Below are 26029 nucleotides of genomic sequence, written 5' to 3'. Positions count from 1 at the left end.
GACGGGAAGGGGCGGCGGGGGCGAGACCCTCCTACGCCCCACGACGGCGGCACCGCACGGACGGAAAAGCCCAGGCGCAGCCCACCCGTGCGCCGCCCACTGGCCGGGTACCCGTCCCGACATGACACTGGAGAACGTGCGCACTGCCAGAGCGACGGCCGCAGCCGTCACCGCCGTGATAGGGGCCGGCGCCGCCGCGGTGGCCGCCGGCCGGTTCGCCAGCGACGCCGCCCTGAGGATCCCCTCGGGCCGGCCCCTGCCCACCGAGCCCGGACTCACCGTCCACGCCACCGCCGCCGGCCAGGTCACCCTCACCCGCGACCTCGCCGCCCTGCGCCCCGGCCGCTACGGCCTCGTCGGCGAGCGGTTCCACGCGGTCGTGGGGCCCGTGCTGGCGGCCGCGTCCCACTCCGCCGACACCGTCGTACGCCGCCTCGAACGCGTCACCTACGGGACGCCGGAGCCCGGCGACCGGGCCCGCTTCACCCCGAACGTCCACGTCGGCGACCCGGCCACCGCGCTCGGTGTCGACCACACCGTCCTCGACGTGCCGGGCGAACTCGGACCGCTGCCCGCCTGGTTCGTGCCCGGCGCCCGGGACACCTGGGTGATCGCCGTGCACGGCCTGGGCGCCACCCGCGAACACGTCCTCAACGTGCTCGACGCCCTGCGCCGCAACCAGTTCCCGGTGCTCGTCCCCGCCTACCGGGGCGACCCGGAGGCGCCCCGCTCCCCGGACGGGCTCAACCACCTCGGCGAGACGGAGTGGCGCGACCTCGACGCCGCGCTGCGGCACGCCGTCGACTCCGGCGCCCGCAAGGTGGTCCTCTACGGCTGGTCCACCGGCGCGACGATGGCGCTGCGCACCGCCGCCCGCTCGGAACTGCGCGAACACGTCGCCGGGCTGCTCCTGGACTCTCCGGTGCTCGACTGGGAGTCCACCCTGCGCGCCCTCGCCGGCGCCCGCCGCACCCCCGGTCTCCTCCTGCCGCTCGCCGTCCGCGCCGCCCAGGGCCGCACCGGGCTGTACGGCGACCACCGGCCCGGCGCGGTGCGCCTGGACGGCGTCGCGATCCCGACGCAGATCTTCCACGGCCCCGACGACACGGTGGCCCCCTGGCGGTTCTCCCGGCGCCTCGCCGCTGCCCACCCCAACACGGTCACCCTTCAGACCGTCAGGGGCGCCCCGCACGCCGCGATGTGGAACGCCGACCCGGCCACGTACGAGGAGTCGCTGCGCAGGTTCCTCGTGCCGCTGATGTGAACCGGCGCGCCGTGCGGTGGCCCTCCCGGCGGGCCCGCCCCGGGCCCGCCCCGGGGGTGCCGTCGCGGGCGGCGCGAGGGGCGGCGCAGGGGGCGGTGCGGAGGATTCCGTTTAGTGCCGGACCATTGGCCGGATCGGGCCCCTCCGGCACCGTCCGGGGCGGGACGACACCGGACGCCGGGGCGTCCCCCGGCATTCCGTTTGGGTTTTCGGACCGTCAACCGGAAGACTGCACCCGTGACGTCCCGTATCCCGCGCGACTCCAGGCTTCGACTCGTCCGCCCGCGACCCCTGGCCGCCGCCCCCGCCGCGATGCAGCAGCGGCGTGCGCGCCGCCCCGCGCCGCGCCCCCCGGAGGGCACGCCCGCACCGGCCGAGCTGGCCGGAATGGCACGCTCCGTCCTGGCGGCGGCCGCCCGCGTGGCCCGCTGGGCCGACCGCGCCCTCGGCCCCGGCGGCGACAGCGCCACCGCCGACGGCAAGGCCACCCTGTCCGACGCGACCGCCCGCCGCGCCGCCGAGGCTCTCGGCCTGACCGCCGATCAGGTCCGGGCCGACTGGGACACCGCCCGGCTGGCCGGCCTCATCGAGGTGCACGGCGACAGCGCACGCCCCGGCTGGCGGCTGCGCGCCTGGGACCGCGACGACAGCGCCGTGCTGCGCGGCTGGGTCGCCCTCTGCGACGCCTGGTCCCTCGCCTGCCCCGAACCCGAGGACCACGAGCACGCCGCCGTCGCCGAGGTCGTGACGGCCATGCCGCAGGTGCTGTCCTTCCTCCAGCTGTCCGCAGGGCCGGTGCCCGTGCCGCAGCTGCTCGACCTGCTCCAGCAGCGGGTCACCGAACTGCGCACGGAACGCTGCGAGGTGGACTACGAGCCGCGGCCCGGCACCTCCGGCGCCTCCGGCACGCCCGCCGTCGCCCCGGAGCCGCGCCCCGCGCCCGCCGCCGACGCCCCGCTCCAGCCCCTCCTCGACTGGGCGCTGCGCGCCCTCGCCTCCGTCGGCGCGCTCACCTACGGCGACGGCCAGGCCACCCTCACGCCGCTCGGCAGCTGGGCGGTGTGGGTCAAGCTGGAGCAGATCTGCGTCGCCGCGCAGAGCCCGGCGGGCAACATCGAGCAGGGCGCGGAGGACATGCTGCGCGGGTGCGCGCAGCTCCGCCCGGCCGCGGCCCGCGCCGAGTACCGCGCCTGGCTCGCCGCACGGCCCGTCGGCAGCGCCGTCACCGAGCTGATCGCCGCCGCCCGCGGCGAGGACGCCCTGCTGCGCGGCCTCGCCTTCGAGGCGCTCCGGGTGGTCGGCGCCCCCGCCGAGCCGGAGGTGCGCGCCGCCCTCGACGAGCCCGCGCTGCGGCCGTACGCCCTGCTGTGGCTCGCCGAGCACGACGGGGCGGACCCCGAGGACGCCCACGAGGTGCTCACCCGCGAGGAGGCGACCTGGCTGTGGGTGGACACGGCCGCCGCGGTCGCCGACCACGGAGAGGCCCCGCTGCTGCTCCGCCATCTGGAGACCGCGGTCCAGCCGACGGTGCCGTCCCTCCTGGACGAGGTCCGCGCGGTGGGCCACCCCCGCACGGTCCAGGTCCTGGTGGCCCTGGCAGCGGCCCACCCGGACCCGGCCTTCGCCAAGGCCCTCCGAAGAGCGGCCTTCCAGGTCCACAAGGGCGGCTGACCTCCCCGCTCACGCGGGGCGCCTTTGTGTCAACGCCGTGCCGTCGGCACCCCTCAGCGGGCCCGCGCCGCGCCCCCGTACGGCCACTGGGGTGCCGGGCACTGTTGCACGCCGGGTGCAGGCGGCGCCGTGGCTGATCGCGCAGTTCCCCGCGCCCCTACCGCCTGCGGGCAGTCGTGCCGCTGGGGGCGGCACGGGTGGGCGCAGGCGGCACCCCTCCGGCGGGCCTGCGCCCCACCCCGTACGGCCACCGGGGTGCCGGGGACTCTTGCACGCCGGGTGCAGGCGGCGCCGTGGCTGATCGCGCAGTTCCCCGCGCCCCTTAAGGGGCGCTGCCCCTACCGCCTGCGGGCAGTCGTGCCGCTAGGGGCGATGGGGGTACCTCCCGCTCGAGCGAAGCCGAGAGTGGGGGAGGGTGGGCGCAGGCGGCACCCTCCAGCGGGCCTGCGCCTCACTCCGTACGGCCACCGGGGTGCCGGTAACTGTTGTACGCCGCGTGCAGGCGGCGCCGTGGCTGGTCGCGCAGTTCCCCGCACCCCGGGAGGCGCCTCCTCACGCCCCCACCTCCGGCGCGTACGTCCCGAAGCTCCACACATTCCCCTCCAGATCCCGAGCCATGTAGTCCCGAGACCCGTAGTCCTGGTCGGTCGGCGGCATCAGAACCTCCACCCCCTGCTCCACCGCCCGCCGGTGATGCGCGTCGACGTCGTCCACGACGACATACACCCCCGCCGGCCCCGCCCCCTTCATCGCCGTGTCGAACGCACCCCCGCGCCCCTTCGACCCCAGCATCACCATCCCGCTGCCGTAGGACAGTTCGGCATGCTCCACGGTCCCGTCCTCCCCCTCGTACACCGACACCTCCGTGAAGCCGAGGCCCTCCGTCAGCTGCCGGATCGCCGCCTTCGCGTCCGCGTACACCAGCGTCGGGACGACACCCGGCCGCGAGCTGCCCGTGCCTGCCATGGTGATCACTTCCTCGTGTCCGGAGTGCACCGGGATGTCCCGGCAGTCGTCAGTGTGACACCGGTCACCGACAATCGCCGGAAGGAAAGCGGCAGCAGGCCAAGAGCAAGCCGCAGGCGGAAAAGCGCTTGCCCCGCCCCGTTAGAATGGCTCGCATGGCCATTCTCCTCGCGCATTAGACGGCGGGAACGCCCTCAGCCGCCCACCGCCACCTACACACCTGCCCTGGAGTCTGTCCGTGATCTCCGCCTCCGGCATCGAGCTGCGCGCCGGTGCCCGCGTCCTCATCGAAAGTGCCACCTTCCGCGTCGCCAAGGGCGACCGCATCGGCCTCGTCGGCCGTAACGGCGCGGGCAAGACCACCCTCACCAAGGTCCTCGCCGGCCAGGGCATCCCCGCCGCCGGCACGGTCACCCGCTCCGGCGAGGTCGGCTACCTCCCTCAGGACCCCCGCACCGGCGACCTCGACGTCCTCGCCCGCGACCGCATCCTGTCCGCCCGCGGCCTCGACGTACTGATCCGCAAGATGCGGGACAACGAGCAGCGCATCGCGAACGGCCAGGGCGCCACCCGCGAGAAGGCGCTGCGACAGTACGAGCGCCAGGAGACCGAGTTCCTCACCAAGGGCGGGTACGCCGCCGAGGCCGAGGCCGCCACGATCGCCGCCGCGCTGAACCTGCCCGACCGGGTGCTCGGCCAGCCGCTGCACACCCTCTCCGGCGGTCAGCGCCGCCGCGTGGAGCTTGCCCGGATCCTGTTCTCCGACGCGGACACCCTGCTGCTCGACGAGCCGACCAACCACCTCGACGCCGACTCGATCGTGTGGCTGCGGGACTACCTGAAGACCTACCGCGGCGGCTTCATCGTGATCTCCCACGACGTCGATCTGGTCGAGACGGTCGTCAACAAGGTGTTCTACCTGGACGCCAACCGCGCCACCATCGACGTCTACAACATGGGCTGGAAGCTCTACCAGCAGCAGCGCGAGGCCGACGAGAAGCGCCGCCGCCGCGAGCGCCAGAACGCGGAGAAGAAGGCCGCCGCGCTCAACGCCCAGGCCGACAAGATGCGCGCCAAGGCGACGAAGACGGTCGCCGCGCAGAACATGGCCCGCCGCGCCGAGAAGCTGCTGTCCGGCCTGGAGGAGGTGCGCCAGTCCGACAAGGTCGCCAAGCTGCGCTTCCCCGAGCCCGCGCCCTGCGGCAGGACGCCGCTGATGGCGGAGGGCCTGTCGAAGTCGTACGGCTCGCTGGAGATCTTCACCGACGTCGACCTGGCGATCGACAAGGGCTCCCGGGTGGTCATCCTGGGGCTGAACGGCGCCGGCAAGACCACCCTGCTGCGGCTCCTCGCGGGCGTCGAACAGCCCGACACGGGCGCCGTCGTCCCCGGCCACGGCCTCAAGCTCGGCTACTACGCGCAGGAGCACGAGACCCTCGACGCGGACCGCACGGTCCTGGAGAACATGCGCTCGGCCGCGCCCGACATGGACCTCGTGGAGGTCCGCAAGGTGCTCGGCTCGTTCCTGTTCTCCGGCGACGACGTCGACAAGCCGGCCGGGGTCCTCTCCGGCGGCGAGAAGACCCGTCTCGCGCTGGCGACCCTCGTCGTCTCCTCGGCGAACGTCCTCCTGCTCGACGAGCCCACCAACAACCTCGACCCGGCCAGCCGCGAGGAGATCCTCGGCGCGCTGCGCACCTACAAGGGCGCGGTCGTCCTCGTCACCCACGACGAGGGCGCCGTCGAGGCGCTCCAGCCGGAGCGGATCATTCTGCTGCCGGACGGCGTCGAGGACCTGTGGGGCTCCGACTACGCGGACCTGGTCGCGCTCGCCTGATCCTCTGATCGCCGGCCCGCGCATCGGCCACCGCGCCGTCACCCGTCATTGATCGAATACGTGATCCACTGTGTATGGATCATTCGGCCCATCGGTGATCCATCAATCGTGTGAGATCTCCTCATCCCGAGGTGTGTCCTACACGGATTTCGCGGCCGGATCCTCCCGGAACGAGGGTCCGGCCGTCGCGTTTCTCTGACCTGCGAATATCCGGAGAAAACCCGTTCGGCGGTCGCGTCGAAGCCTCGTGGAATTCTCGATTCCGGATGTGGGGACACGCTCCCGTCGTCACAAGGTTGTCTTATCGACCTTGCCGAATGGGTGGCCATCGGGCCCGGGAGGGGTGATCATGAGGAGACCAGAGCGCACTTCCCATGAGGAGGCACGGGTGGCCGAGACTCTGAAGAAGGGCAGCCGGGTGACCGGCGCCGCGCGCGACAAGCTCGCGGCAGACCTGAAGAAGAAATACGACGCCGGTGCGAGCATCCGGGCGTTGGCCGAGGAGACCGGCCGCTCGTACGGATTCGTGCACCGCATGCTGAGCGAGTCGGGCGTCACGCTCCGAGGGCGTGGCGGGGCGACACGGGGCAAGAAGTCTCCTTCGGCCTGACCCCGGGGCCCCGCGGACCCGATGGTGGCCACCCGGCCGGCCGTCCGACCGGCCGGGTGGTTACTGTGCAGTCACTTAGACGACCGCACCCATCGGAGGCGCCCCATGGCTTCGTCCCCCCAGGACCTCGGTCCGGTTCTCGACAAGGACGGCGTACGGCTCACCGTCGACGACGCGATCGCCACGGTGACGCTGACCAACCCGGCCAAGCGCAACGCGCAGAGCCCCGCTCTGTGGCGGGCGCTGACCGAGGCGGGGCAGCTGCTGCCCGGATCCGTCCGGGTCGTGGTGCTGCGCGGGGAGGGCAAGTCGTTCTCCGCCGGACTCGACCGGCAGATGCTCTCGCCCGAGGGAATCCCCGGCGAGCCGTCGTTCGTCGACCTCGCGCGCAGTGACGACGCCGCGCTGGACGCCGCCATCGCCGGCTACCAGGACGCGTTCACCTGGTGGCGGCGCAACGACATCGTGTCCGTCGCCGCCGTGCAGGGACACGCCATCGGGGCCGGATTCCAGCTGGCCCTCGCCTGCGACCTGCGCATCGTCGCGGACGACGTGCAGTTCGCCATGCGCGAGACCAGCCTCGGTCTGGTGCCCGACCTGACCGGCACGCACCCCCTCGTCGGCCTCGTCGGCTACGCCCGCGCGCTGGAGATCTGCGCGACCGGGCGCTTCGTCACGGCCGAGGAGTCGGTGACCATCGGCCTGGCCAACCTCGCCGTGCCCGCCGCCGACCTGGACGGGGCGGTGCAAGACCTCGCCGCTGCGCTGCTGGCCGCGCCCCGCGACGCCGTGATCGAGACGAAGGCGCTGCTGCGCGGCGCCCTGGGCCGCACCTACGACGAGCAGCGCGGCGCCGAGCGCGCGGCCCAGGCCCGCCGCCTGCGCGACCTGGCCGGCCTGGGCGAGTAGGCGCGTAACGCCCCGACCGGCCGACGGCGCCGGGTCAGTCCAGGTCGGTGACCAGGACGGCCACCGTCGGCCGGTCCGGCCCCGCGGCCGCCACCGCGGCCCGCACGGCCCGCGCCACCTCCAGCGGGCGGAACCCTGCCGCGACGGCGAGATCCACGCGCGCGTGGCGGCGCGGCAGGGCGTCCCCGGCGGCCGGCGTCTGCTCGCCGAGCCGCACCGGCCGCCCCCACACCCCCGTCAGCCGGCTCACCCCGGGCACCCCGAGCACCACACCGGCGACGCGGTCCGCCTCCGAGCCGCCGCTGTCCTCCGAGGTGTCCGTCACCCCCGGCGCCCGCGCGGCGACGCCGGCATCCTGCGCCGCTCCCGGGGTGACCGACGCCCCGGCCGTCGCGGCGACCCCATGCGGCTCCGCCGTACCGCCCGCCACGTCTGTCGTACCGCCCGCCCCGTCCCGGCCGGGCGCCTGTGCCACCCCGGCCCGCCCTTCCGTCGCCGGCTCGGTGTCGAGCAGGTCCGTCACCCGCAGGTCCACCTCCGTCACCTCCAGGCCGATCCGTTCCGTCGCGGCGACCGCCAGGGCCGCCCGCAGCCGGGACACCGTCTCCGTCAGGGGCCACGCCGCCGTCGCCGCGAACTCCGCCGTGAGCCGCAGGGGCCCCGGGGGCAGGGCGCTCGGCGGCGCCGGGACGGCCGGCTCCGCCGCCGCGCCGGGATCGGCGAGGCCGATCCGGATCCCGTCCAGGCGCACCTCCGGCACGTCCCGTTCCGCCGCGCGGCGCAGCACCGCGCCCGCAGCCCGTTCCGCGATCCACGCCCCGTCGTGCCGCCCGCCCAGCGGCAGGAACCTGCCCAGCCCCACCTGTTGCCGCACCATCCGCGTCCATCGGTCCGCCGTCATTCCTCCAGCCTGCCGTATCAGCGGAGCGGATCGGGGCAACCGCACATACGGTGGTCGAAGGAGGACGACCGAAGGGATGTGTGGTGATGACCGACATGACCGAGGGCGGCTCGGTACGGGCTCCTGACACCGACAAGACGCTCGGCGACTCCGGCGCACGCCGGGGTCAGGGCACACGGCGCGGCGGCGGCGACCCGGCGAGCCGGGGCCGTACCACCATCGCCGACGGAGTGGTGGAGAAGATCGCCCATCTGGCCGCCCGGGACGTCCTGGGCGTGCACGCCATGGGCAGCGGGATCTCCCGCACCTTCGGCGCCATGCGCGAGCGGGTGCCCGGCGGATCGAAGTCGACGACCCGCGGGGTGAAGGCCGAGGTCGGCGAGGTGCAGACCGCGCTGGACCTGGAGATCGTCGTCGACTACGGCGTGTCCATCGCCGACGTCGCCAGGGACGTGCGGGAGAACGTCATCGCGGCCGTCGAGCGGATGACCGGCCTCGAGGTCGTCGAGGTCAACATCGCGGTGAGCGACGTGAAACTGCCCGACGAGGAGGAGGACGAGCCCGAGACCCGGCTTCAGTAGGACACGCTGAGCGGAGGAGCGAGGCATGAGGATGGCCGTCGTCGGCATGATCGCCGGCATGGCGTTGGGCTTCGCCGGATACTTCGGCGGATTCGGGGCTTTCCTGCTGGTGGCGGCCCTGGGCGCGGTGGGTTTCGTGGTCGGCCGGCTGCTCGAGGGCGACCTGGACCTCGGCGACTTCTTCCGTCCCCGTGACGAAAGGCGGCGGTGACGGAGGTGGGCGCGGGGGCCGTGGAGCTCGGCGGAGACCCGCGGACCGTCCCTCCGGGGGAGCGCGGGGAGACCACGATCGCCGACCGGGTGGTCGCGAAGATCGCGTCCCAGGCGGCGCGGGAGGCCGTCGGCGCGCTGCCGCGGGACGCCGAGCCGCCGCACGCGCACGTCGTCGTCAGGCACGGCAGCGCACGCGTGCGGGTGCATGTCGAACTCGGCTTCCCGGGTGACATCGGCGGCCGGTGCGCGCGCGTGCGGCGGCGGATCGTCGAGCGGGTGCGTGACCTCGCGGGGATGTCCGTGCCGGAGGTCGTCGTGCAGGTGGAGCGGCTGCACCTGCACGACCGTCACGACGCGGCGGGCGGGAGGACGCCATGAGCGGCACGCCGGACACGACGGCGGGACCGGCGGCGCCGCCGACGGAGAGCGGCGCGACGATGGGCGGCGCGAGCGGCGGACGCCGGCGCTTCTGGTCGGCCCGCCGCGTCCCCGCCGGCCTGCTGGCGCTGGTGCTGCTGGTGATCGCGGGCATGTTCCTGTACGACATCGCGGCGGTACGCGCGCACCGGCCCGGGATGAGCTGGCGGCACGACCTCGCCCGGCAGCTCGCCGAGCGGCACCTGGACGACGTGTGGGTGCTGACCGGGGCGGCCGTCGCCGCCGCGCTCGGCCTGTGGCTGCTGGCGCTGGCCCTCACCCCGGGACTGCGGTCCGTGCTGACGATGCACCGGACCCACCCCGACGTCCGCGCGGGCCTCGACCGGGACGCGGCCGCCACCGTGCTGCGGGACCGGGCGCTCGAGGTGGCCGGTGTGCAGTCGGTGAGGGTGGCCGTGAAGCGGAAGAAGACCGATGTGCGGGCCGTGTCGCACTTCCGGGACCTGGACGACGTACGGGACGACCTGACCGCCGTGCTGGAAGGGGCGATCCGGGGACTGGGCCTGGCCCGGCCGTCCCCGCTGACGCTGCACGTGCGGCGGCCGGGCCGGAAGGGGCGGTGACCGTGAACACGACCGTCAACCGGGTGCTGCTGGCGCTCGTGGGACTGGTGCTGTTCGCGCTGGGCGGCTCGGTGCTGGCGATCGGACTGGGCGCGCCCGCGCCTTCCTGGTGGCTGCACGACGGCCGCGACGACGTGCTGCTCGACGACTCCGAGCGGACCCGGTGGCGGGATCAGGGCTGGTGGTGGCCGGTGGTGATCGCCGTGCTCGCCGTGGTGGTCCTGCTCTGCCTGTGGTGGCTGGTCTCCGTGCTCCGCCGCCGGCGCATGCCGGAGGTCCTCGTCGACACCGGCGACGGCGAAGGGGCGGCGCTGCGGGGCCGCGCCCTGGAGCACGCGCTCGCCGAGGAGATCAACCGTGAGGACGGCGTCGCCGAGGCCCGCGTCCTGCTCACCGGCCGCCGCGGCACACCACGGACCCGCGTCGTCCTGCTCCTGGAACCCCACGTGGACCCCGGCACGGCCCTCGACACGTTCACCGCGGGCCCCCTCACGCACGCCCGGGAGTCCACCGGCCTCCAGGCCCTTCCGGCGGAGGTCCGGCTCCGGGCGGTGAAACACCGCCCGGAACGCGTCACCTGATCCCGGGGCCGGTTTCAGAACCCGTGCCGGGAGCCGCCGTCCACCGGGAGCATCACGCCCGTGACGTACGACGCGGCCGGGGAGAGCAGGAACGCCGCCGTGCGGCCGAACTCCTCCGGGGTGCCGTAGCGGCGCAGCGGGATGCGGGACTCGGCCGCCTGACGGGTGGCCTCCGGGTCGGCGGACAGGGAGTCCAGCTCCCGGACCCGGTCGGTGTCGATCCGGCCGGGCAGCAGGCCCACGACGCGGATGCCGCGCGGACCCAGCTCGTCGGCGAGGGACTTGGCGAGGCCGGCCAGGCCCGGGCGCAGCCCGTTGGAGATGGTCAGGCCGGGGATCGGCTCGTGCACCGAGCCGGACAGCACGAAGCCGATCACACCCCCCTCGCCCAGCTCCGCGGCGGCCGCGCGGGCCAGCCGCACCGCGCCGAGGAACACCGACTCGAACGCCGCCTGCCACTGCTCGTCCGTGGTGTCGGCGACGAACCCGGGCGGGGGTCCGCCCACGCTGACGAGGACGCCGTCCAAGCGGCCGAACCGCTCGCGCGCGGTCGCGATCAGCCGCTCGGGGGCGGCGGGGTCGGCGTTGTCCACGGCCACCCCGGCCGCAGCGTCCGGCCCCAGAGCGGACACGGCCTCCGCGACCGCGTCCTCCTTCCGCCCCGTGACGACCACCTTCGCGCCCTCGGCGACGAGCGCCCGCGCGGAGGCGTGGCCCAGCCCGCGGGTCGCCCCGGTGACGACGTACACCCGGTCCTTCAGTCCAAGATCCATGGCCCTATCCTGCCTCCTCGTCGCCGAACAGGGCGAGGGCGCTGTTCACCAGGCCGATGTGGCTGAACGCCTGCGGGAAGTTGCCCAGCAGCCGGCCGTTCACCGTGTCGTACTCCTCCGCCAGCAGCCCCACGTCGTTCGCCAGGCCCAGCAGCCGTTCGAACAGGTCGCGGGCCTCCTCGGTCCGGCCTGTCATGTGCAGGGCGTCCACGAGCCAGAACGCGCACGCCAGGAACGCGCCCTCCTGCCCGGGCAGCCCGTCCAGGTCGGCGGCGTCCGGTGTGTAGCGGCGTACGAGGCCGTCCTGGCCCAGCTCCGTGCGGATCGCGTCGATGGTGCCGAGCACCCGGGGGTCGTCCGGCGGCAGGAAACCGACCCGGGGGATCAGCAGCAGCGCCGCGTCCAGCTCGCGCGAACCGTAGGACTGCGTGAACGTGTTGCGCTCCGGGTCGTAGCCCTTCTCGCACACCTCCCGGTGCACCTCGTCGCGCAGTTCGCGCCACCCCTCCAGGTCGCCGTCCAGCTCCGGGAACGTCTCCATCCCGCGCACCAGACGGTCGGCGGCCACCCACACCATCACCTTGGAGTGCACGAAGTGACGCCGCCCGCCGCGCACCTCCCACAGCCCCTCGTCCGGCTGACGCCACGCCGTGCGCAGGAAGTTCAGCAGCACCGACTGGAGCGCCCACACGTCCGGCTGCGCCGACAGCCCCGCGCGGCGGGCCAGCGCCAGGGAGTCCACGACCTCCCCGTACACGTCGAGCTGAAGCTGGTTCACGGCGTCGTTGCCGACCCGTACGGGGGCGGCGCCGTTGAAGCCGGACAGCCACGGCAGTTCGAACTCCGGCAGCCGCCGCTCGCCCGCGAGCCCGTACATGATCTGAAGGTCCGCCGGGTCGCCGGCGACCGCGCGGAGCAGCCAGTTGCGCCAGGCTTCGGCCTCCTCCACGTAGCCGGCGGCGAGCAGCGCGCTCAGGGTGAGCGTGGAGTCGCGCAGCCAGCAGAAGCGGTAGTCCCAGTTCCGTACGCCGCCCGGCTCCTCCGGCAGGGAGGTGGTGGCGGCGGCGACGATGCCGCCGGTGGGACGGTAGGTGAGCGCCTTCAGCGTGATCAGGGACCGCACCACCATGTCCCGGTGCGGCCCCCGGTAGCGGCAGCGGGACGCCCACGCCTGCCAGTCCTTCAGGCTGTGCCGCAGCGAGGCGTACGGGTCGACCAGCGCGGGCCGCGGCTCGTGCGAGGGGTGCCAGGTGAGCACGAAGGCGACCCGCTCGCCCTCCTTCACCGTGAACTCCGAGTGGGTGCCCAGGTCCTCGCCCCAGGTACGCACCTCCGGCACGCTGCGCAGCCACGCCGAGTCGGGCCCGGCCACCGCCACCCGGTGCCCGTCCGCCTTGCGCACCCAGGGCACGACCGAGCCGTAGTCGAACCGCAGCCGCAGTGTGCTGCGCACGGTCACCTCACCGCTGATCCCCTGCACGATCCGCACCACGTCGGGCGCCGTGTGCCGTTGCGGCATCAGGTCGGTGACCTGCACGGCGCCCTCGGGCGTCTCCCACACGGTGTCCAGCACCAGCGAGTCCTCGCGGTAGGCGCGGCGCGTGCACCGCTCCTGGCCCGGCGGGGCGATGCGCCAGTGCCCGTTGCTCTCGTCGCCGAGCAGCCGGGCGAAGCAGGCCGCCGAGTCGAAGCGGGGCAGGCAGAGCCAGTCGATCGAGCCGTCGGTGCCCACCAGGGCAGCGGTCTGCTCGTCGCCGATGAGCGCGTAGTCCTCGATTTGCAGCACGGGGTGCCAGTTCCCGGCCTCGGGGTGCCGCAATCAGCCCGCGGGCCGCGGGAGTGACGGACCGTCGGCCGCGGCGGCGCCCAGGCCGGAGTAGATCACGCCGGGTTCGGCGGGCGTCCGGTTGAGCACCCACAGCCCGATCAGCGTGGCCAGCGTGAAGACGACGGCGACCAGCACGGTGAGCACCAGCCGGCGGCGGCGCTCCCGGCGCAGCCACTCGCGGCGCGCGGTGCGGTAGGCGTCCGGGTCGGGCAGCACCCCGCCGGCCAGGGCGTGCAGGGCGTCGGCCAACTCCCGTTCGGTGCGCTCCTCGTCCGCGGGGCGGGGCGCCTCGGACCGCGCGTGGCCGGTGCGGTCCTGACCGGAGCGGTCCCGGCCGGCGCGGTCCTGGCTGGTGCCGTCCTGGCCGGTCCCAGGCGACGGGGTCGCGTCCTGATGCTTCATCGCCGGGCCTCCATGGCCTGGGTCAGCGCGGCGATGCCGCGTGAGGTGTGCGTCTTGACGGAGCCGCGGGAGATGCCCATCGCGGCGGCGATCTCGGCCTCCTTCAGACCGAGCCAGTGGCGCAGCACCAGCGCCTCCCGCTGCCGGGCCGGGAGCTGCTGGAGCGCGTCGATCAGCACCCGCTGGTCGTCCCGCAGCAGCGCGGTGTTCTCGGCGGACGCCACGGTGGGCTCGGGCGGGGAGGCCGGACGCTCCTCGGACCGGCGGGCGGCCTGGAGGGGACGCGTCCGCACCCGGGTCAGGTCGCAGACCGTGGAGCGCAGCGAGGCCTCGGCCGCGGCCACGTCCTTCAGCCGCCGCCACCGGCGGTAGATCTGGTAGTACGCCTCGGCGACGACGTTCTCCGGGTCGTCCGCGCCGAGCAGCACGGCGAGCCGCAGCATCGAGGAGTAGTGCAGCTCGAAGAGGCGGGCCACACCGGCCTCCCGCTCCAGGTCGGCGGGGTCGGCGACCGCGGGCGTGAACGGCGCGGGCGGGACGGGCGGCTCGCGCGGAACAGGCGGTGCGGGCGGCTCGGGCTGCGGGGCGGCGGCCGGGGCCGGGGGCACGGTGACCGGGGGGTGGTGTCTGCGTCTCACGCGTTGTTCGCTCCCGTCGGTGGACGTCGCCCGGAGTGCGGGCGGGACGGCAGGTCGGTGGCGTCGGGGCCGCGCGGGACGCCGAGGCGGGCGAGGACGGGCGTGGCGGCCACCGCGACGGCCAGGTTCAGCACCAGGGCGGCGACCCCGGCGTAGATCTCGGGCGAGCCCGCGACGAGCGGCACGATCGAGGAGAAGCCCTCCCGTACCACCAGGTACGTCCCGGTGGTCATGCCCACCGTCCAGCCGGCGAGCAGCGCCCGCGGGTGCAGCCAGCGCGTGTACAGCCCGACGGCGACCGCCGGGAAGATCTGGAGGATCCACACCCCGCCGAGCAGCTGGAGGTTGATCGCGTCCTGGTCGCGCAGTCCGAACACGAACGCCACCGCGCCCAGCTTCGCGGTCAGCGACACCGCCCTGGCGACCCGCACCTGCCGCTTCGGCGTGGCCGTCGGATGGACGTACTCGACGTACACGTTCCGCACGAAGCCGGTGGCGGCGGCGATGGACATCACCGCCGCCGGGACCAGCGCGCCGACCACGATCGAGCCGAACACCAGCCCGGCGAGCGGGCCCGGCATCAGCCGGCCGACCAGCATCGGCACGGCCGCCTCCGCGCCGCCCGCGGGCGCCCGCACCCCGGCGGCGAGCGCCGCGATGCCGAGGAAGCCGAACAGCGCGAGCAGCGCCGTCCAGGCGGGCAGCCCCGCCGACACCTTGCGCAGGGTGCGCGTCCCGTCGGCGGCGAACCCGGCGGTCAGCACGTGCGGGTACATCAGCAGCGCCAGCGCGGAGCCGAGCGCGAGCGTCGCGTACGCGGGCTGCTGCCCCGGCGTGAGCACCAGGGGCGAGTGGGCCGTGTCGGTGCCGCCGAGGGCGCGGGCGGCCCCGTCGAAGACCGCGCCGGGGCCGCCGAACCGGTCCAGGACCAGCCAGCAGACCGCGGCGAGCGACACGAACACCGCCGCCGCCTTCAGCGCGGCGATCACCGTGGGGGCGCGCAGCCCGTGCCGGTAGGTGGCCACCGCCAGACCCGCGAACACGGCGACCATCGCCAGGTCGCCGGCGGCGCCCGGCGGGTACAGCCCGCCCGCGGTGAGCACCGCGCGGATGCCGAGCAGCTGGAGCGCCAGGTACGGCATCGTCGCGAGGATGCCGGTCAGCGCGACGACCAGGGCCAGCGGGGCCGAGCCGTAGCGGCCGCGCACGAAGTCGGCGGCGGTGATGTAGCCGTGCCGCCGTGCCACGCTCCACAGCCGGCTGAGCAGCACGAACGCCAGCGGACACACGATCACCGTGTACGGCACCGCGAAGAAGGCGGGCGCGCCGTTGCCGTACGCCAGCCCCGGCACGGCGGTGAAGGTGTACGCGGTGTAGATCGTCCCGCCGAGCAGCAGCCAGGTCCAGCCGGGGCCGAGGCTGCGGTCGGCCAGCGCCCAGCCCTCCAGCGAGGGCAGCCGGTCGCTCGGGCGCAGCCGGCGCGCGGTGACGGCGAGCAGCGACGCCCCGCCGATCACGGCGAGGAACGTCGCGGTCATGGCTGCGCCGGCCATGAATCACCGTCCTTGGTGTGCTGTGCCCTCGGGCGCAGTCGCGTGGACGGCCCGCCCGGATGACGGAAACCGGCCGGTTCCGTGTCCGGAACGCATCGGCGACATGCCCGACCGGTGCGCCACTCTCGCACAGAACCCGGCAATCGGGGAGAACGGGGAGTGGGGGAAGTGCAGGGAGGGGGAGGTCAGACGGCCGCGGACTGGGTGGGGGCGGCGTCGGACGCCCCGGCGTCCGTGTCCTCCTGGCCCGCCTTCGCCGCCCGCTCGCGCACCTCGCGGCGGGCCAGCACCACCCAGCCGACCGGGACGGCGGCGGCGAACAGCCACCATTGGATCGCGTACGCGTAGTTCAGCGCCGCGTTCTCCTTGCCGGGGTCGCCGAGCCGCTGGGGGAGGCCGCCGGCGGGCTCGGGAGCGGTCTGCGCCACATAGCCGCCGAGCACCTCGGCGTCCAGCCGCTCCGCCTCCCGCGCGCTGTCGATCAGCATGATCTGCCGGTCCGGCAGGCCCTCGAGGTGCTTGATGCCGCTGGCCTCGGTCGTCTCGTCCGGCATCAGCCGGCCCGTGACCGTGGTCTCGCCGCGCGGCGGCGCGGGCACCTTCGGGAACTCGGTCTGGCTGGGGCCGTCGGCGGGGATCCAGCCGCGGTTGACCAGCAGCACCTTGCCGTCGTCCAGGACGAACGGGGTCAGGACGTGGAACCCGATCTCCTCGTCGGCGTTGGTGCGGCGGCGCACCACGACCTCGGCGTCCGTGTCGAAGCGGCCCGTCGCGGTCACCGTGCGGTACCGCTCGGCGCGGGTCACCGTGTGGCCGGGGGCCGCCAGCTTCTCCACCGGCACCGGGTCGGCGGCCAGCGCGTCGGTCACCAGCTGGTTGCGCGCGGAGCGCTCGTCGTAGCGGCTCATCTGCCAGAAGCCCAGCGCGATCATCGTGGGGACGAGAAGCAGGGCGACCAGCGTGAGGGTCACCCATTGCCGGGACAGCAGGAAGCGGTACACCCCACGAAGGTACAACCCGGGCGCGGGGTGCTCCGAGCCGGGTACGGCCCCGCGCGCCCGCCCGGGCCCGTCCCGCGCCCGTCCGCGCCCGGGACGGAGGTCAGGTCTCCGAGGCGGGCTCGACGTCGGCGAGGAGCTGGCCGAAGGCGGCCTCGTCGACCACCGGGGTGCCGAACTGGCGGGCCTTGACCGTCTTCGACGTGCCCGAGTCCGGGTCGTTGGTGACCAGCAGGCTGGTGAGCCGGGACAGGCTCGTCGCCACGTGCAGCCCCGCCTCGGTCGCCCGGTCCTCCAGCAGGTCCCGCTCGACGGAGGTGTCCCCGGAGAACGCCACCCGCATGCCCTGCTTGAGACGCTTGCCCGGTTCGTACCGCCCCGGGTTGGGATAGGGGCATGCGGGTCTTTTGCGGGAGGGGCGCCAACTGGAGGGCGCACGCCCGCCGTAGGACGCCTGCTGCCCGATGCGGGGCCGGTCCGACCACTCGGTGAGCGGCCGGCATTCGTGCAGCGGCAGCCGCACACCGCCCGCCGCGGCGGCCAGCAGACTGGGCCGGAACGCCTCCGCCAGCACGCGCGCGTCGTCCAGCGCGTGGTGCGCCCGCCGCTGCACCACGCCGAAGTGCGCCGCGAGCGACTCCAGCTTGTGGTTGGGCAGCGGCAGCCTCAGCTCCTTCGACAGGGCGATGGTGCACAGCCGTTGCCGCACGGGGGCCTCGCCGCGCGCGCGGGCGTACTCGCGGGCGATCATCTGCCAGTCGAACACCGCGTTGTGCGCCACCAGGACGCGGCCCTCCAGACGCGCCGCGAACTCCGCCGCGATGTCCGCGAAGAGGGGCGCGCCCTCGAGCATCTCGCTCGTCAGCCCGTGTATCCACACCGGGCCCGGGTCGCGCTCCGGGTTGACCACCGTGTACCAGTGGTCCTCGACCTCGCCGCGCGCGTCCAGCCGGTAGACGGCCGCGGAGATGATGCGGTCGTCCCGGGCCAGCCCCGTCGTCTCCACGTCGACGACCGCGTATCCCTGCGGATACGCGGCCGGCCACGCGGTGGGGGAGGCGGCTGCGGCGGTGAGGTCTTCGAGCATGGTTCATGAGGATACGGGCCGCTGCTGACAGGCCTGTCCGTCAGGTGGCCCGTGCGGCCCGTCCGTTCACCACGCGCGCGTGAGGGCGCGCGGGGCGCTCACCAGCGGATCGGCACCGGCAGCGCGGTCAGCAGCCCCGACACCGCGACCACCAGGGCGAGTACGCACACCTCCGCCCGCGCGGGTGAACTCGCGGTGAGCGGGTCGGCCGCGCGCGCCAGCCGCACCCGCGCCCACAGGGCGAGCGCCGAGACCCCCGCCATCAGAACCACCTTGGCGAGCAGCACCCGCCCGTACGCGGTGTCCGTCAGCTGCTCCAGGATCGTCCCGGACGGCATCCGGCGCAGTGAACTCCACACCCCTGTGGCGGTCATGGCGACGAGCAGCACGAGCGCCACGCGCGCGTAGCGGCCCAGCAGCGCCGCACCCGCCTCGGCGTGCCCCCACAGCCGCAGGGTGCGCAGCACGTGCGGCAGGCCGCCCACCCACAGCGACGCGCACGTCAGGTGCACCAGCGTCAGTCCCGAACCGACGAGCGGGCTGTACTCCGTCGTCGGGTGGGCCCGCAGCGCCTCGCCCACGACCACCGCGGCGAGCGGCAGCGCCTGGGTGGCCGGACGGCGGGACGCGGAGCACAGGGCGGCGGCGAGGAAGCCGTTGACCTCCAGCAGGGCGAGCTTGCCGTCCCGCGTCTCGTAGAGGCCGCCCACGTCGATGTCGGCGGGGTGGGACGGCACGAGGTTGCCGGTGGCCACCACGGAGGCCAGTCCGAGGGCGGCCACGAAACCGACGGAGTTGGCCACGGTCGACCACCTGCGCGGCAGGGCGGGCGGGGCGCCGGGCAGCGTGCGCGCCAGCCGTACGGCGAACAACTCGCCCACGGGCACGGCCAGCGCGGCGAACAGCACCGTCCGCAGCAGGGCGATACCACCGGTCCCGGGCGCGTCCGCCTCCCCGGTGCCGCGCAACGCGGGCGCCGGCCCGAGCAGCGGAATCAACGCACCGAGCACCACCAGAACCAGCACGGCCCCGGCCCGCCACCGCCCACCGGCAGCCCGGGCCGCCCGCTCCCCGGAAGTCGTCAGAGTCACCCCAGGATCTTCACAAGATCACACAGAGTGGGGCAAGTCCGGGGAGATGTGCGGCCTTTGCCCGCCGGTTGTGCGAGGGGAGGGCGGGCGCTGCTGAGCGCCGGTCACAACCACCGTGCCTCATCCGCGCCCCACCGCCCCGGCGGCCGCGCCCAGTCCCGTGGGCCTCCCTCGAACTCCACCGGCGAGAGCGCGTACCGCAACCGGCCCAGGGCGCTGTCGCGTTCAGCGAGCCACGGGGTGGCGGGCACGTCGGCCTCACCTTCCTCACCCCCGTAACCGCCCGCCGCCGTCAGCAGTTCGCGCGCCGTGCGGGCCAGCGCCACGCGGACCAGCCGGCTGCCGCCCGCCTCCGTCCGGTCCGACAAGGCGCGCAGTACCCCCGCAGCCAGCAGGTACCCCGTGCCGTGGTCCAGGGCCTGGGCCGGGAGCGCGCCCGGGTGGCCGTCCTTGCCCTCGATGCGGGCGATGCCCGTCGCCACCTGGACCAGGCTGTCGAAGCCGCGGCGCCCCGCCCACGGCCCGGTGGCGCCCCACGCCGAGAGCTGCGCCACGACCACCCCCGGCCGCCGCTCGGCCAGAGCCTCCGCGCCCAGGCCGAAGCGGTCCAGGGCGCCGGGCCGGTACCCGGTGACGACCACGTCCGCGCGCGCCACCAGCTCCTCCACCGTCTCCCGGCCGGAGGCCAGATCCACCAGCGCCGACCGCTTTCCCAAGCCCGTGTCGGTGTGCTGGTCGGGCAGTTCCGGCAGGCCCGGCGGGTCCAGCCGCAGCACGTCCGCGCCGAGCAGGGCCAGGGTGCGGGTGGCGACCGGGCCCGCGATGACCCGCGTGAGGTCCAGCACCCGCAGTCCCGCGGCGGGCAGCAGGGGATCGACGCCCGACGCCGGCAGTTCCCGCGCGGGAGTGGAGTCCAGCCGCTCCCGCAGCACGAGCGGCAGCCGCGCCACCGCCGCCCCCTGCTCGTGTGCCGCCCACTCCTCCGGCGTGCGCAGGGCGACGGCCAGCCCGCCCGCCGCGGTGACCGTCTCCTCCACCTCCCGCGCGGACCTCCGCGCGAGCACCGCGGCCACCGCGTCCGGGTCCTCCGGCGTGCCGAGGGCGGAGAGCAATCGCGCCCTGTGGTGCGGATAGTTGGCGTGCGTGCGCACCCAGCCGTCCGCCGTACGCCAGAACCGTGACAGCGGGGCGAAGCTCTCGGCGGCCCGCCCGTCGGTCCGCAGATGACGCTCACTCACGAACGCCGTGGCCACCGCCCTCTCGTCCACCCGCACCGGCGGGACCTCGCCACCGCCCGCGCGGCGCGCCGCCAGCTCGGCGGCGGCCAGCGCGCAGGCGCCGACGCACGCCCCCGCGAACTCCCGTACCGGCAGCCGCGACGGCAGCACACCGGGCCGCTCGACGGCGGACACCCGCGACACGAGGGCGGGATCCCCGCCGAGACCTGACCAGAAGGACGCGAGACGAGTCATGCCCCTACTGTGCAGCACCGCCCGCCCAGGACGGCGGGAGGGGCCGGGCGCAACCGCCGCCCGGCCCCTCCACCCGGCGCCGCGGCGCCTATCGCGTCACCGCGTCACCGCGTCACCGCGTCACCGCGTCCAGCGCGTCGGCCATGCCCCAGCCGTAGAAGCCGTTGCGGTTCTTCGGACCCTCGCACACCGCGTCGACCTTGCCGTCGTTGTCGATGTCGTACGGCGTCGTGCAGGCGGTGGCGTCGGCCTCCGCGTACAGCAGCGCCTTCACCAGCGCCGGCGGCGCGTACGGGTGCCGCGACTTGATCAGCGCGGCCACGCCCGCGACGTGCGGGGACGCCATCGACGTACCGGCCATGTAGCCCCACTTGCCGCCGGGCAGCGTGCCCAGGATCAGGCCGCTGGTGGCGGGCGGCGCGGGGGTCTGGAGGGCCGTCGAGTCACCGCCGGGCGCGGCGATGTCGATGATCCCGAGGCCGTGGTTGGAGAACGACGACTTCAGGCCCTTCGCGCCGGTCGACGCGACCGTCACCACGCCCGGGAGCTGCGTGGGGATGTCCAGGCACTCCGACGGGTCGACGGTACGGTCCGACGGGGTGCCGTCGTTCGGCGACGAGGGGTCGGTGATCTCGTCGGCGGAGAGGTCGTAGTTCTCGTTGCCCGCCGCGGCGACGTTGACCGCGCCCTTGCGCTCGGCGTACCGCGTGGCCCGGGTGACGGCCTCGACGAGCGCCTTCTGGTCGGGGTCGTTCGTGCAGTTGAAGTACCAGGGGTCGGTGTAATAGCTGTTGTTGGTGACGTCGACCCCGTGCTCGGCCGCCCACATGAAGCCGCACACCACGGCCTCGGTGTAGAAGTAGCCGTCCGGGTTGGACACCTTGATGCCGGAGACCTTCACCCCGGGGGCGACACCGGTCATGCCGACGCCGTTCTTCGCGGCGGCGATCTCACCGGCGACGTGCGTGCCGTGCGGGCTCTCGGCCGCGCCCGGACGCCAGGCGCCCTCGCTGGTGTCGGGCTTGCCCGCCACGCAGTTCACCGACGCGGCCCGGTCGAAGTTGGGCGCGATGTCGGGGTGGGTGTCGTCGACGCCGGTGTCGATGACGGCGACGGTCACCTTCGCGCTGCCCAGCGACTTCTCGTGCGCCTTGTCCGCCTTGATGGCGGGCAGGTCCCACTGGAGGTTCTGCAGCGGGTCCTGGTCACCGGCGGCCTGCTCCGTGGCCTCGGCGACCTCGGTGGCGCTGAGCACCTTCGGGGAGCCCAGGTCCGTCGTGGCGGCCGACGGCAGCGGCGCGTTGCGGGTCGCGCCGGCCGACTGCACGCCCGGCACCTTGCGGATCGCCTTGGCGAAGTCGGCGTTCGACGAGTGGACGACGATCACGCCGATCTTCTCGTACGACGTCACGATCGTCCCGCCGGCCTTGGCGATCGCCTTCTTCACGTGCGCCGGCGCGCCGTGCCCGCCCCGCACGTTGACCACGTAGCTCAGCGAGGCGGCCTCCGCGGAGGCGGCGCCCTGGCCGGCGGGGGCGGCCGGGGCGGCCGTGGCGGCCGTGTTCGGCAGGAACGCGAGCGTGGTCGCCAGGGCCATGCCGGCCGGGACGACGAGCGCCCGGCGGTGGCGCGGATGTGACGCTGTCATGAAGTCTCCAGTTCGTTCACGTTGAGGTGCCAGGGACGGTACGGCGGGTGTGCGGGTGCGTGGCTCACTTGACGGCGCGCAGCGCGTCGACGATGCCGCGGCCGTAGAAGCCGTTGACCAGCCGGCCGCCCTCGCATGTCGCGTCCTGCGTTCCGTCACCGTCCTGGTCGTACGACGCGGGGCAGCCGGGGTTGTCCGCCTGCGCCGTGAGCAGCGCCTGGAGCGCCGCCGGGGGCAGCCACGGATGCTCGGACTTCAGCAGCGCGGCGACGCCGGCCGCGTGCGGCGAGGCCATCGAGGTGCCCTGGAGCCAGGCGTACTCGCCGTTCGGCATCGTGGAGAGGATGCGACCGTTCTTCGACGGGGTGTCCGGCAGCTGGTACCGGCTGTCGCCGCCCGGGGCGGCCACGTCGACGACGCCCTTGCCGTACGAGGAGTAGTACGACTTGAGGTTCTTGGAGCCCGTCGCGCTGACCGTGACGACGCCGGGGAGCTGCGTGGGGACGTCGAAGCACTCGCCGGGGTCGATGGTGCGCGGCACCGGAGTGGTGTCGTTGGGGCTGGACGCGTCGTCGATGGCGTCGGAGGCCAGGTCGTGGTTGGAGTTGCCGGCCGAGGCGAAGTGCAGGGTGCCCTTGCGCTGGGCGTACAGCTGGGCCCGGTTGACCGCGTCGACGATGGCCCGCTGGTCCGGGTCGTCCATGCAGTTGTACATCCACGGGTCGACGTAGTAGCTGTTGTTCGTGATCTCCACGCCGTGGTCGGCGGCGAACACGAACGCGCAGACGACGGCCTCCGCGTAGAACAGCCCGTTGGCGGGGTCGGTGACGTTGATCGCCGAGACCTTGACGCCGGGCGCGACACCGGCGACGCCGATGCCGTTGCGGGCGGCGGCGATCTCACCGGCCACGTGCGTGCCGTGGTAGTCGTCCGCGGTGTACGGCCGCCAGGCGCCCGGCGCGGTGTCCGGGGCGCCGCCGAAGCAGTTGGCGGACTGGGACGCGGAGAAGTTGGGGGCGATGTCCGGGTGGGTGTCGTCGACGCCGGTGTCGATGACGGCGACCGTGACCTTCCTGCTGCCCGGGTTGATCTTCGCGGCCTGGTCGGCGCCGATGGCGCGCAGGTCCCACTGGTCGGCCTCGAGCGGCTCGCTGCCCGGCGTCTTCGCCGAGGCGGCCCTCAGCTTCGCGGCGTCGGCGGCCGTCAGGTACTCGGCGGAGCCCGCGTCCGTCGTCCCGGCCGGGGCCAGCGGAGCGGTGCGGGTGGCGCCGGCCGACTGCACGCCGGGCACCGCGCGGAGGGTCTTCGCGAAGTCGGCGCTGGCGGAGCGGACGACGATGACGCCGATCTTCTCGTACGCGACGACGACCTCGCCGTCGGCCGCGGCGATCGCCCGCTTCACCGAGGCGATCGTGCGGTGGTCCGCCCTGGTGTTGACCACGTACGCCAGGACGGGCGCGTCCGTCGCCTGCTCCGCCGAGGCCGTGACCGGGGCGGCGGAGGCCGCCGCGGGCAGAAAGCCGAGCGAGGCGGTCAGCGACAGCACGACGGGCACGGCGAGAGCGAGCCGGCGTCTGGAACGCAGATGAGCCATGGGGTCTCCACATCATCCGGAAACGAAACCGGCCCGAGACAGGGGTGGCTGCCCGGGCAGGTACATGACGGGTGGTGCAGGGTGAAGCTATCCCGCGCGTCCGCTGGCCAGCAATGATTTGGGTGCAACGTCTTCGGAAATCGTCCACGGAAAAGAACCGTGCCGAGTTGAACCGGTCCTCGCGTGGCGCCGTGCCCTTGGGCAGGAAGCGCGAGGACACTCGCCTTTCGTCGACGCAAGAACCGACCCGCACCGCGAGGAGACTCCGTGGCCGCCGAAGCACCGCCCCCCTCGACAGAGCAAGCAAAACTCCCCGCACCGGAGGAGTTCACCGAGGTTCAGGAGAGCGCTGAGTTCGGTGAACTACGCCGCTCCTACCGCTCGTTCGCCTTCCCGCTGACCATCGGCTTCATCGTCTGGTACCTGCTGTACGTGCTGCTGTCCAACTACGCGGGCGGCTTCATGGGCGCCAAGGTGGCCGGCCACATCAACGTCGCCTTCGTCTTCGGCGTGCTCCAGTTCCTCAGCACCTTCCTCATCGCCTGGTGGTACTCCCGGCACGCCGCCGCCAAGCTCGACCCCAAGGCCGAGGCCATCAAGACCCGTATGGAGGGCGGCGCATGAGCCCCGCGATCACCCACGTCACGCTCGCGGCGAACGAGGCCAGCGAACACCGCACGCTCATCATCGTGCTGTTCTCGCTGTTCGTCCTCGCCACCCTCGGCATCACCGTCTGGGCCGGCCGGCAGACCAAGGACGCCGCCGACTTCTACGCGGGCGGACGGCAGTTCAGCGCCTTCCAGAACGGACTGGCCGTCTCCGGCGACTACATGTCGGCCGCGTCCTTCCTCGGCATCGCCGGCGCCATCGCCCTCTTCGGCTACGACGGCTTCCTCTACTCCATCGGCTTCCTGGTCGCCTGGCTCGTCGCCCTGCTGCTGGTCGCCGAACCGCTGCGCAACTCCGGCCGCTACACGATGGGCGACGTCCTCGCCTACCGGATGCGCCAGCGCCCGGTCCGCACCGCGGCCGGCACCTCCACGATCGTCGTGTCGATCTTCTACCTGCTGGCCCAGATGGCCGGCGCGGGCGTTCTGGTGTCGCTGCTGCTCGGCATCACCTCCGACGCCGGCAAGATCCTCATCGTCGCCCTGGTCGGCGTGCTGATGATCGTGTACGTCTCCATCGGCGGCATGAAGGGCACCACCTGGGTCCAGATGGTCAAGGCCGTGCTGCTCATCAGCGGCACGATCCTCATCACCTTCCTGGTGCTGCTGAAGTTCAACTTCAACATCTCCGACCTGCTGGGCAAGGCCGCCGAGAACAGCGGCAAGGGCGACGCCTTCCTGGAGCCCGGCCTCCAGTACGGCGCCGACAACCTGACCAAGCTGGACTTCATCTCCCTGGGCATCGCCCTGGTGCTCGGCACCGCCGGCCTGCCGCACATCCTCATCCGCTTCTACACGGTGCCGAACGCCAAGGCCGCCCGTAAGTCCGTGAACTGGGCCATCGGCATCATCGGCGGCTTCTACCTGATGACGCTGGCGCTCGGCTTCGGCGCGGCGGCACTGATCTCACCGGAAGAGATCATCGCGTCCAACCCGTCCGGCAACACGGCCGCCCCGCTGCTCGCCCTGCACATCGGCGGCGTCGACTCGGCCTGGGGCGCGATCCTGCTCGCCACCATCTCGGCGGTGGCCTTCGCGACCATCCTCGCCGTGGTCGCCGGACTCACCCTGGCCTCGTCGTCCTCCTTCGCGCACGACATCTACGCCAACGTCATCCGCAAGGGGCAGGCCACGGAGAAGGAGGAGATGCGGGCGGCCCGCTGGGCGACCGTCGCCATCGGCATCGTCTCCATCGCGCTCGGCGCCCTCGCCCGCGACCTGAACGTGGCCGGCCTGGTCGCGCTGGCCTTCGCGGTCGCCGCCTCGGCCAACCTGCCGACCATCCTCTACAGCCTGTTCTGGAAGCGGTTCACCACCCAGGGCGCGCTGTGGTCGATCTACGGCGGTCTGATCGTCGCCGTCGGCCTGGTGCTGTTCTCGCCGGTCGTCTCCGGCGACCCGAAGGCGATGTTCCCGGACGTCGACTTCGCCTGGTTCCCGCTCAAGAACCCGGGCATCATCTCCATCCCGTTCGGCTTCCTCATGGGCTGGCTGGGCACCGTCCTGTCCAAGGAGGAGCCCGACGTCAAGAAGTACGCGGAGCTGGAGGTCCGGTCCCTCACCGGCACCGGCGCCCACTGACGCAGCCCCCCCGCGCGACGGCCGCGTCGTGGACTCTCGTAGGTCCTGACGACGCGGCCGTCGGCATATCGTCACATCGCGTCGCTGGGTGATGTCGGCGGCGTCACGTACGCTCGCAGGTACCGGACACGAGTGACCGGCGTACCGACCGGCGTACAGGGA

At 73.8% G+C, this 26029-nt stretch carries 25 protein-coding genes; 12 read left to right on the top strand and 13 right to left on the bottom strand.

Translation table 11 applies throughout. From position 1 onward, the window contains the following. The first annotated feature begins 136 nt into the window (after positions 1-136). Positions 137-1264 (top strand): alpha/beta hydrolase, encoded by a 1128-nt coding sequence (locus ACFOSY_RS27730; RefSeq protein WP_394311829.1) that lies wholly within the window; start codon positions 137-139, stop codon positions 1262-1264. Between the two features lie 237 nt (positions 1265-1501). Next, positions 1502-2935 (top strand): hypothetical protein, encoded by a 1434-nt coding sequence (locus ACFOSY_RS27725; protein ID WP_394311827.1) that lies wholly within the window; start codon positions 1502-1504, stop codon positions 2933-2935. Positions 2936-3487: 552 nt separating this feature from the next. Here ACFOSY_RS27725 and ACFOSY_RS27720 read toward each other — a convergent pair. Further along, positions 3488-3901, bottom strand: coding sequence for a VOC family protein (locus ACFOSY_RS27720; RefSeq protein ID WP_394311825.1), 414 nt, complete (start codon positions 3899-3901; stop codon positions 3488-3490). A gap of 238 nt (positions 3902-4139) precedes the next feature. Here ACFOSY_RS27720 and abc-f point away from each other — a divergent pair, with 238 nt between their 5' ends. The 3 genes from abc-f to ACFOSY_RS27705 all read left to right on the top strand — a co-directional run bounded on the left by abc-f (position 4140) and on the right by ACFOSY_RS27705 (position 7257). Beyond that, on the top strand, positions 4140-5738 hold the full coding sequence (abc-f, locus tag ACFOSY_RS27715) for a ribosomal protection-like ABC-F family protein (protein WP_394311821.1): 1599 nt from the start codon (positions 4140-4142) through the stop codon (positions 5736-5738). A 388-nt stretch (positions 5739-6126) separates the two neighbouring features. Continuing rightward, positions 6127-6348 (top strand): helix-turn-helix domain-containing protein, encoded by a 222-nt coding sequence (locus ACFOSY_RS27710; protein WP_006132657.1) that lies wholly within the window; start codon positions 6127-6129, stop codon positions 6346-6348. A gap of 105 nt (positions 6349-6453) precedes the next feature. Further along, positions 6454-7257 carry an enoyl-CoA hydratase/isomerase family protein gene (locus tag ACFOSY_RS27705; RefSeq protein WP_394311818.1) on the top strand — a complete coding sequence of 268 codons (804 nt, stop codon included), beginning with the start codon at positions 6454-6456 and terminating at the stop codon, positions 7255-7257. 34 nt (positions 7258-7291) lie between these two features. Here ACFOSY_RS27705 and ACFOSY_RS27700 read toward each other — a convergent pair whose 3' ends face one another. Further along, positions 7292-8158: a hypothetical protein gene (locus ACFOSY_RS27700; protein ID WP_394311815.1), complete on the bottom strand. Its 867-nt coding sequence runs from the start codon at positions 8156-8158 to the stop codon at positions 7292-7294. Between the two features lie 86 nt (positions 8159-8244). Between ACFOSY_RS27700 and ACFOSY_RS27695 the strand changes: the two genes are divergently transcribed. The 5 genes from ACFOSY_RS27695 to amaP are packed head-to-tail and all read left to right on the top strand — an operon-like array spanning position 8245 to position 10534. After that, positions 8245-8739, top strand: coding sequence for an Asp23/Gls24 family envelope stress response protein (locus ACFOSY_RS27695; protein WP_225653341.1), 495 nt, complete (start codon positions 8245-8247; stop codon positions 8737-8739). A gap of 25 nt (positions 8740-8764) precedes the next feature. Further along, positions 8765-8950 (top strand): hypothetical protein, encoded by a 186-nt coding sequence (locus ACFOSY_RS27690; RefSeq protein ID WP_026243403.1) that lies wholly within the window; start codon positions 8765-8767, stop codon positions 8948-8950. Then, on the top strand, positions 8947-9330 hold the full coding sequence (locus tag ACFOSY_RS27685) for a hypothetical protein (protein WP_394311812.1): 384 nt from the start codon (positions 8947-8949) through the stop codon (positions 9328-9330). The genes ACFOSY_RS27690 and ACFOSY_RS27685 overlap by 4 nt, the downstream gene beginning before the upstream one ends. Continuing rightward, entirely contained in the window at positions 9327-9953 is a 627-nt protein-coding gene (locus tag ACFOSY_RS27680) for a DUF6286 domain-containing protein (RefSeq protein WP_394311810.1), read from the top strand. Before ACFOSY_RS27685 ends, ACFOSY_RS27680 begins: the two co-directional genes overlap by 4 nt. Beyond that, a complete protein-coding gene (gene amaP, locus ACFOSY_RS27675) occupies positions 9950-10534 on the top strand; it encodes an alkaline shock response membrane anchor protein AmaP (protein ID WP_394311808.1) in 585 nt (194 codons plus the stop codon). Before ACFOSY_RS27680 ends, amaP begins: the two co-directional genes overlap by 4 nt. Before the next feature lie 14 nt (positions 10535-10548). On the opposite strand, the gene ACFOSY_RS27670 is transcribed toward amaP, so the two are convergent. From ACFOSY_RS27670 to ACFOSY_RS27620, 11 genes are all read right to left on the bottom strand, one after another. Beyond that, entirely contained in the window at positions 10549-11307 is a 759-nt protein-coding gene (locus ACFOSY_RS27670; RefSeq protein ID WP_394311806.1) for an SDR family oxidoreductase, read from the bottom strand. Positions 11308-11311: 4 nt separating this feature from the next. Beyond that, positions 11312-13093 (bottom strand): glycoside hydrolase family 15 protein, encoded by a 1782-nt coding sequence (locus ACFOSY_RS27665; RefSeq protein WP_394311800.1) that lies wholly within the window; start codon positions 13091-13093, stop codon positions 11312-11314. A 33-nt stretch (positions 13094-13126) separates the two neighbouring features. Further along, positions 13127-13537, bottom strand: a complete 411-nt coding sequence (locus ACFOSY_RS27660) for a hypothetical protein (RefSeq protein WP_394311797.1) — start codon at positions 13535-13537, stop codon at positions 13127-13129. After that, positions 13534-14175, bottom strand: a complete 642-nt coding sequence (locus ACFOSY_RS27655) for a sigma-70 family RNA polymerase sigma factor (protein WP_394311795.1) — start codon at positions 14173-14175, stop codon at positions 13534-13536. Before ACFOSY_RS27655 ends, ACFOSY_RS27660 begins: the two co-directional genes overlap by 4 nt. Continuing rightward, a complete protein-coding gene (locus tag ACFOSY_RS27650) occupies positions 14172-15728 on the bottom strand; it encodes a sodium:solute symporter family protein (protein ID WP_394311793.1) in 1557 nt (518 codons plus the stop codon). Before ACFOSY_RS27650 ends, ACFOSY_RS27655 begins: the two co-directional genes overlap by 4 nt. Before the next feature lie 185 nt (positions 15729-15913). Further along, the gene (locus ACFOSY_RS27645; RefSeq protein ID WP_394311791.1) at positions 15914-16729 is read right to left on the bottom strand and encodes an SURF1 family cytochrome oxidase biogenesis protein; all 816 of its coding nucleotides are present in this window, start codon (positions 16727-16729) and stop codon (positions 15914-15916) included. Positions 16730-16829: 100 nt separating this feature from the next. After that, complete coding sequence (locus ACFOSY_RS27640; RefSeq protein ID WP_394311788.1) at positions 16830-17813, bottom strand: DEDDh family exonuclease; 984 nt, start codon at positions 17811-17813, stop codon at positions 16830-16832. Between the two features lie 98 nt (positions 17814-17911). Next, positions 17912-18898, bottom strand: coding sequence for a CopD family protein (locus ACFOSY_RS27635; protein ID WP_394312067.1), 987 nt, complete (start codon positions 18896-18898; stop codon positions 17912-17914). Positions 18899-19008: 110 nt separating this feature from the next. After that, positions 19009-20376, bottom strand: coding sequence for a CoA transferase (locus tag ACFOSY_RS27630; RefSeq protein ID WP_394311786.1), 1368 nt, complete (start codon positions 20374-20376; stop codon positions 19009-19011). A 112-nt stretch (positions 20377-20488) separates the two neighbouring features. Next, positions 20489-22024 (bottom strand): S8 family peptidase, encoded by a 1536-nt coding sequence (locus tag ACFOSY_RS27625; protein WP_394311783.1) that lies wholly within the window; start codon positions 22022-22024, stop codon positions 20489-20491. A gap of 64 nt (positions 22025-22088) precedes the next feature. After that, complete coding sequence (locus ACFOSY_RS27620) at positions 22089-23618, bottom strand: S8 family peptidase (protein ID WP_394311776.1); 1530 nt, start codon at positions 23616-23618, stop codon at positions 22089-22091. Between the two features lie 267 nt (positions 23619-23885). On the opposite strand from ACFOSY_RS27620, the gene ACFOSY_RS27615 reads away from it, so the two are divergent. After that, positions 23886-24242, top strand: coding sequence for a DUF485 domain-containing protein (locus ACFOSY_RS27615; RefSeq protein WP_394311774.1), 357 nt, complete (start codon positions 23886-23888; stop codon positions 24240-24242). Next, positions 24239-25867: a solute symporter family protein gene (locus ACFOSY_RS27610; RefSeq protein WP_394311772.1), complete on the top strand. Its 1629-nt coding sequence runs from the start codon at positions 24239-24241 to the stop codon at positions 25865-25867. The genes ACFOSY_RS27615 and ACFOSY_RS27610 overlap by 4 nt, the downstream gene beginning before the upstream one ends. Positions 25868-26029 lie beyond the last annotated feature (162 nt).

It is taken from the genome of Streptomyces lusitanus (genome assembly GCF_042647945.1).
Taxonomy (GTDB): domain Bacteria; phylum Actinomycetota; class Actinomycetes; order Streptomycetales; family Streptomycetaceae; genus Streptomyces; species Streptomyces pseudogriseolus.
The sequence above is the reverse complement of the archived record's forward strand: the minus strand, read 5'-3'. Positions and strand labels throughout refer to the sequence as shown.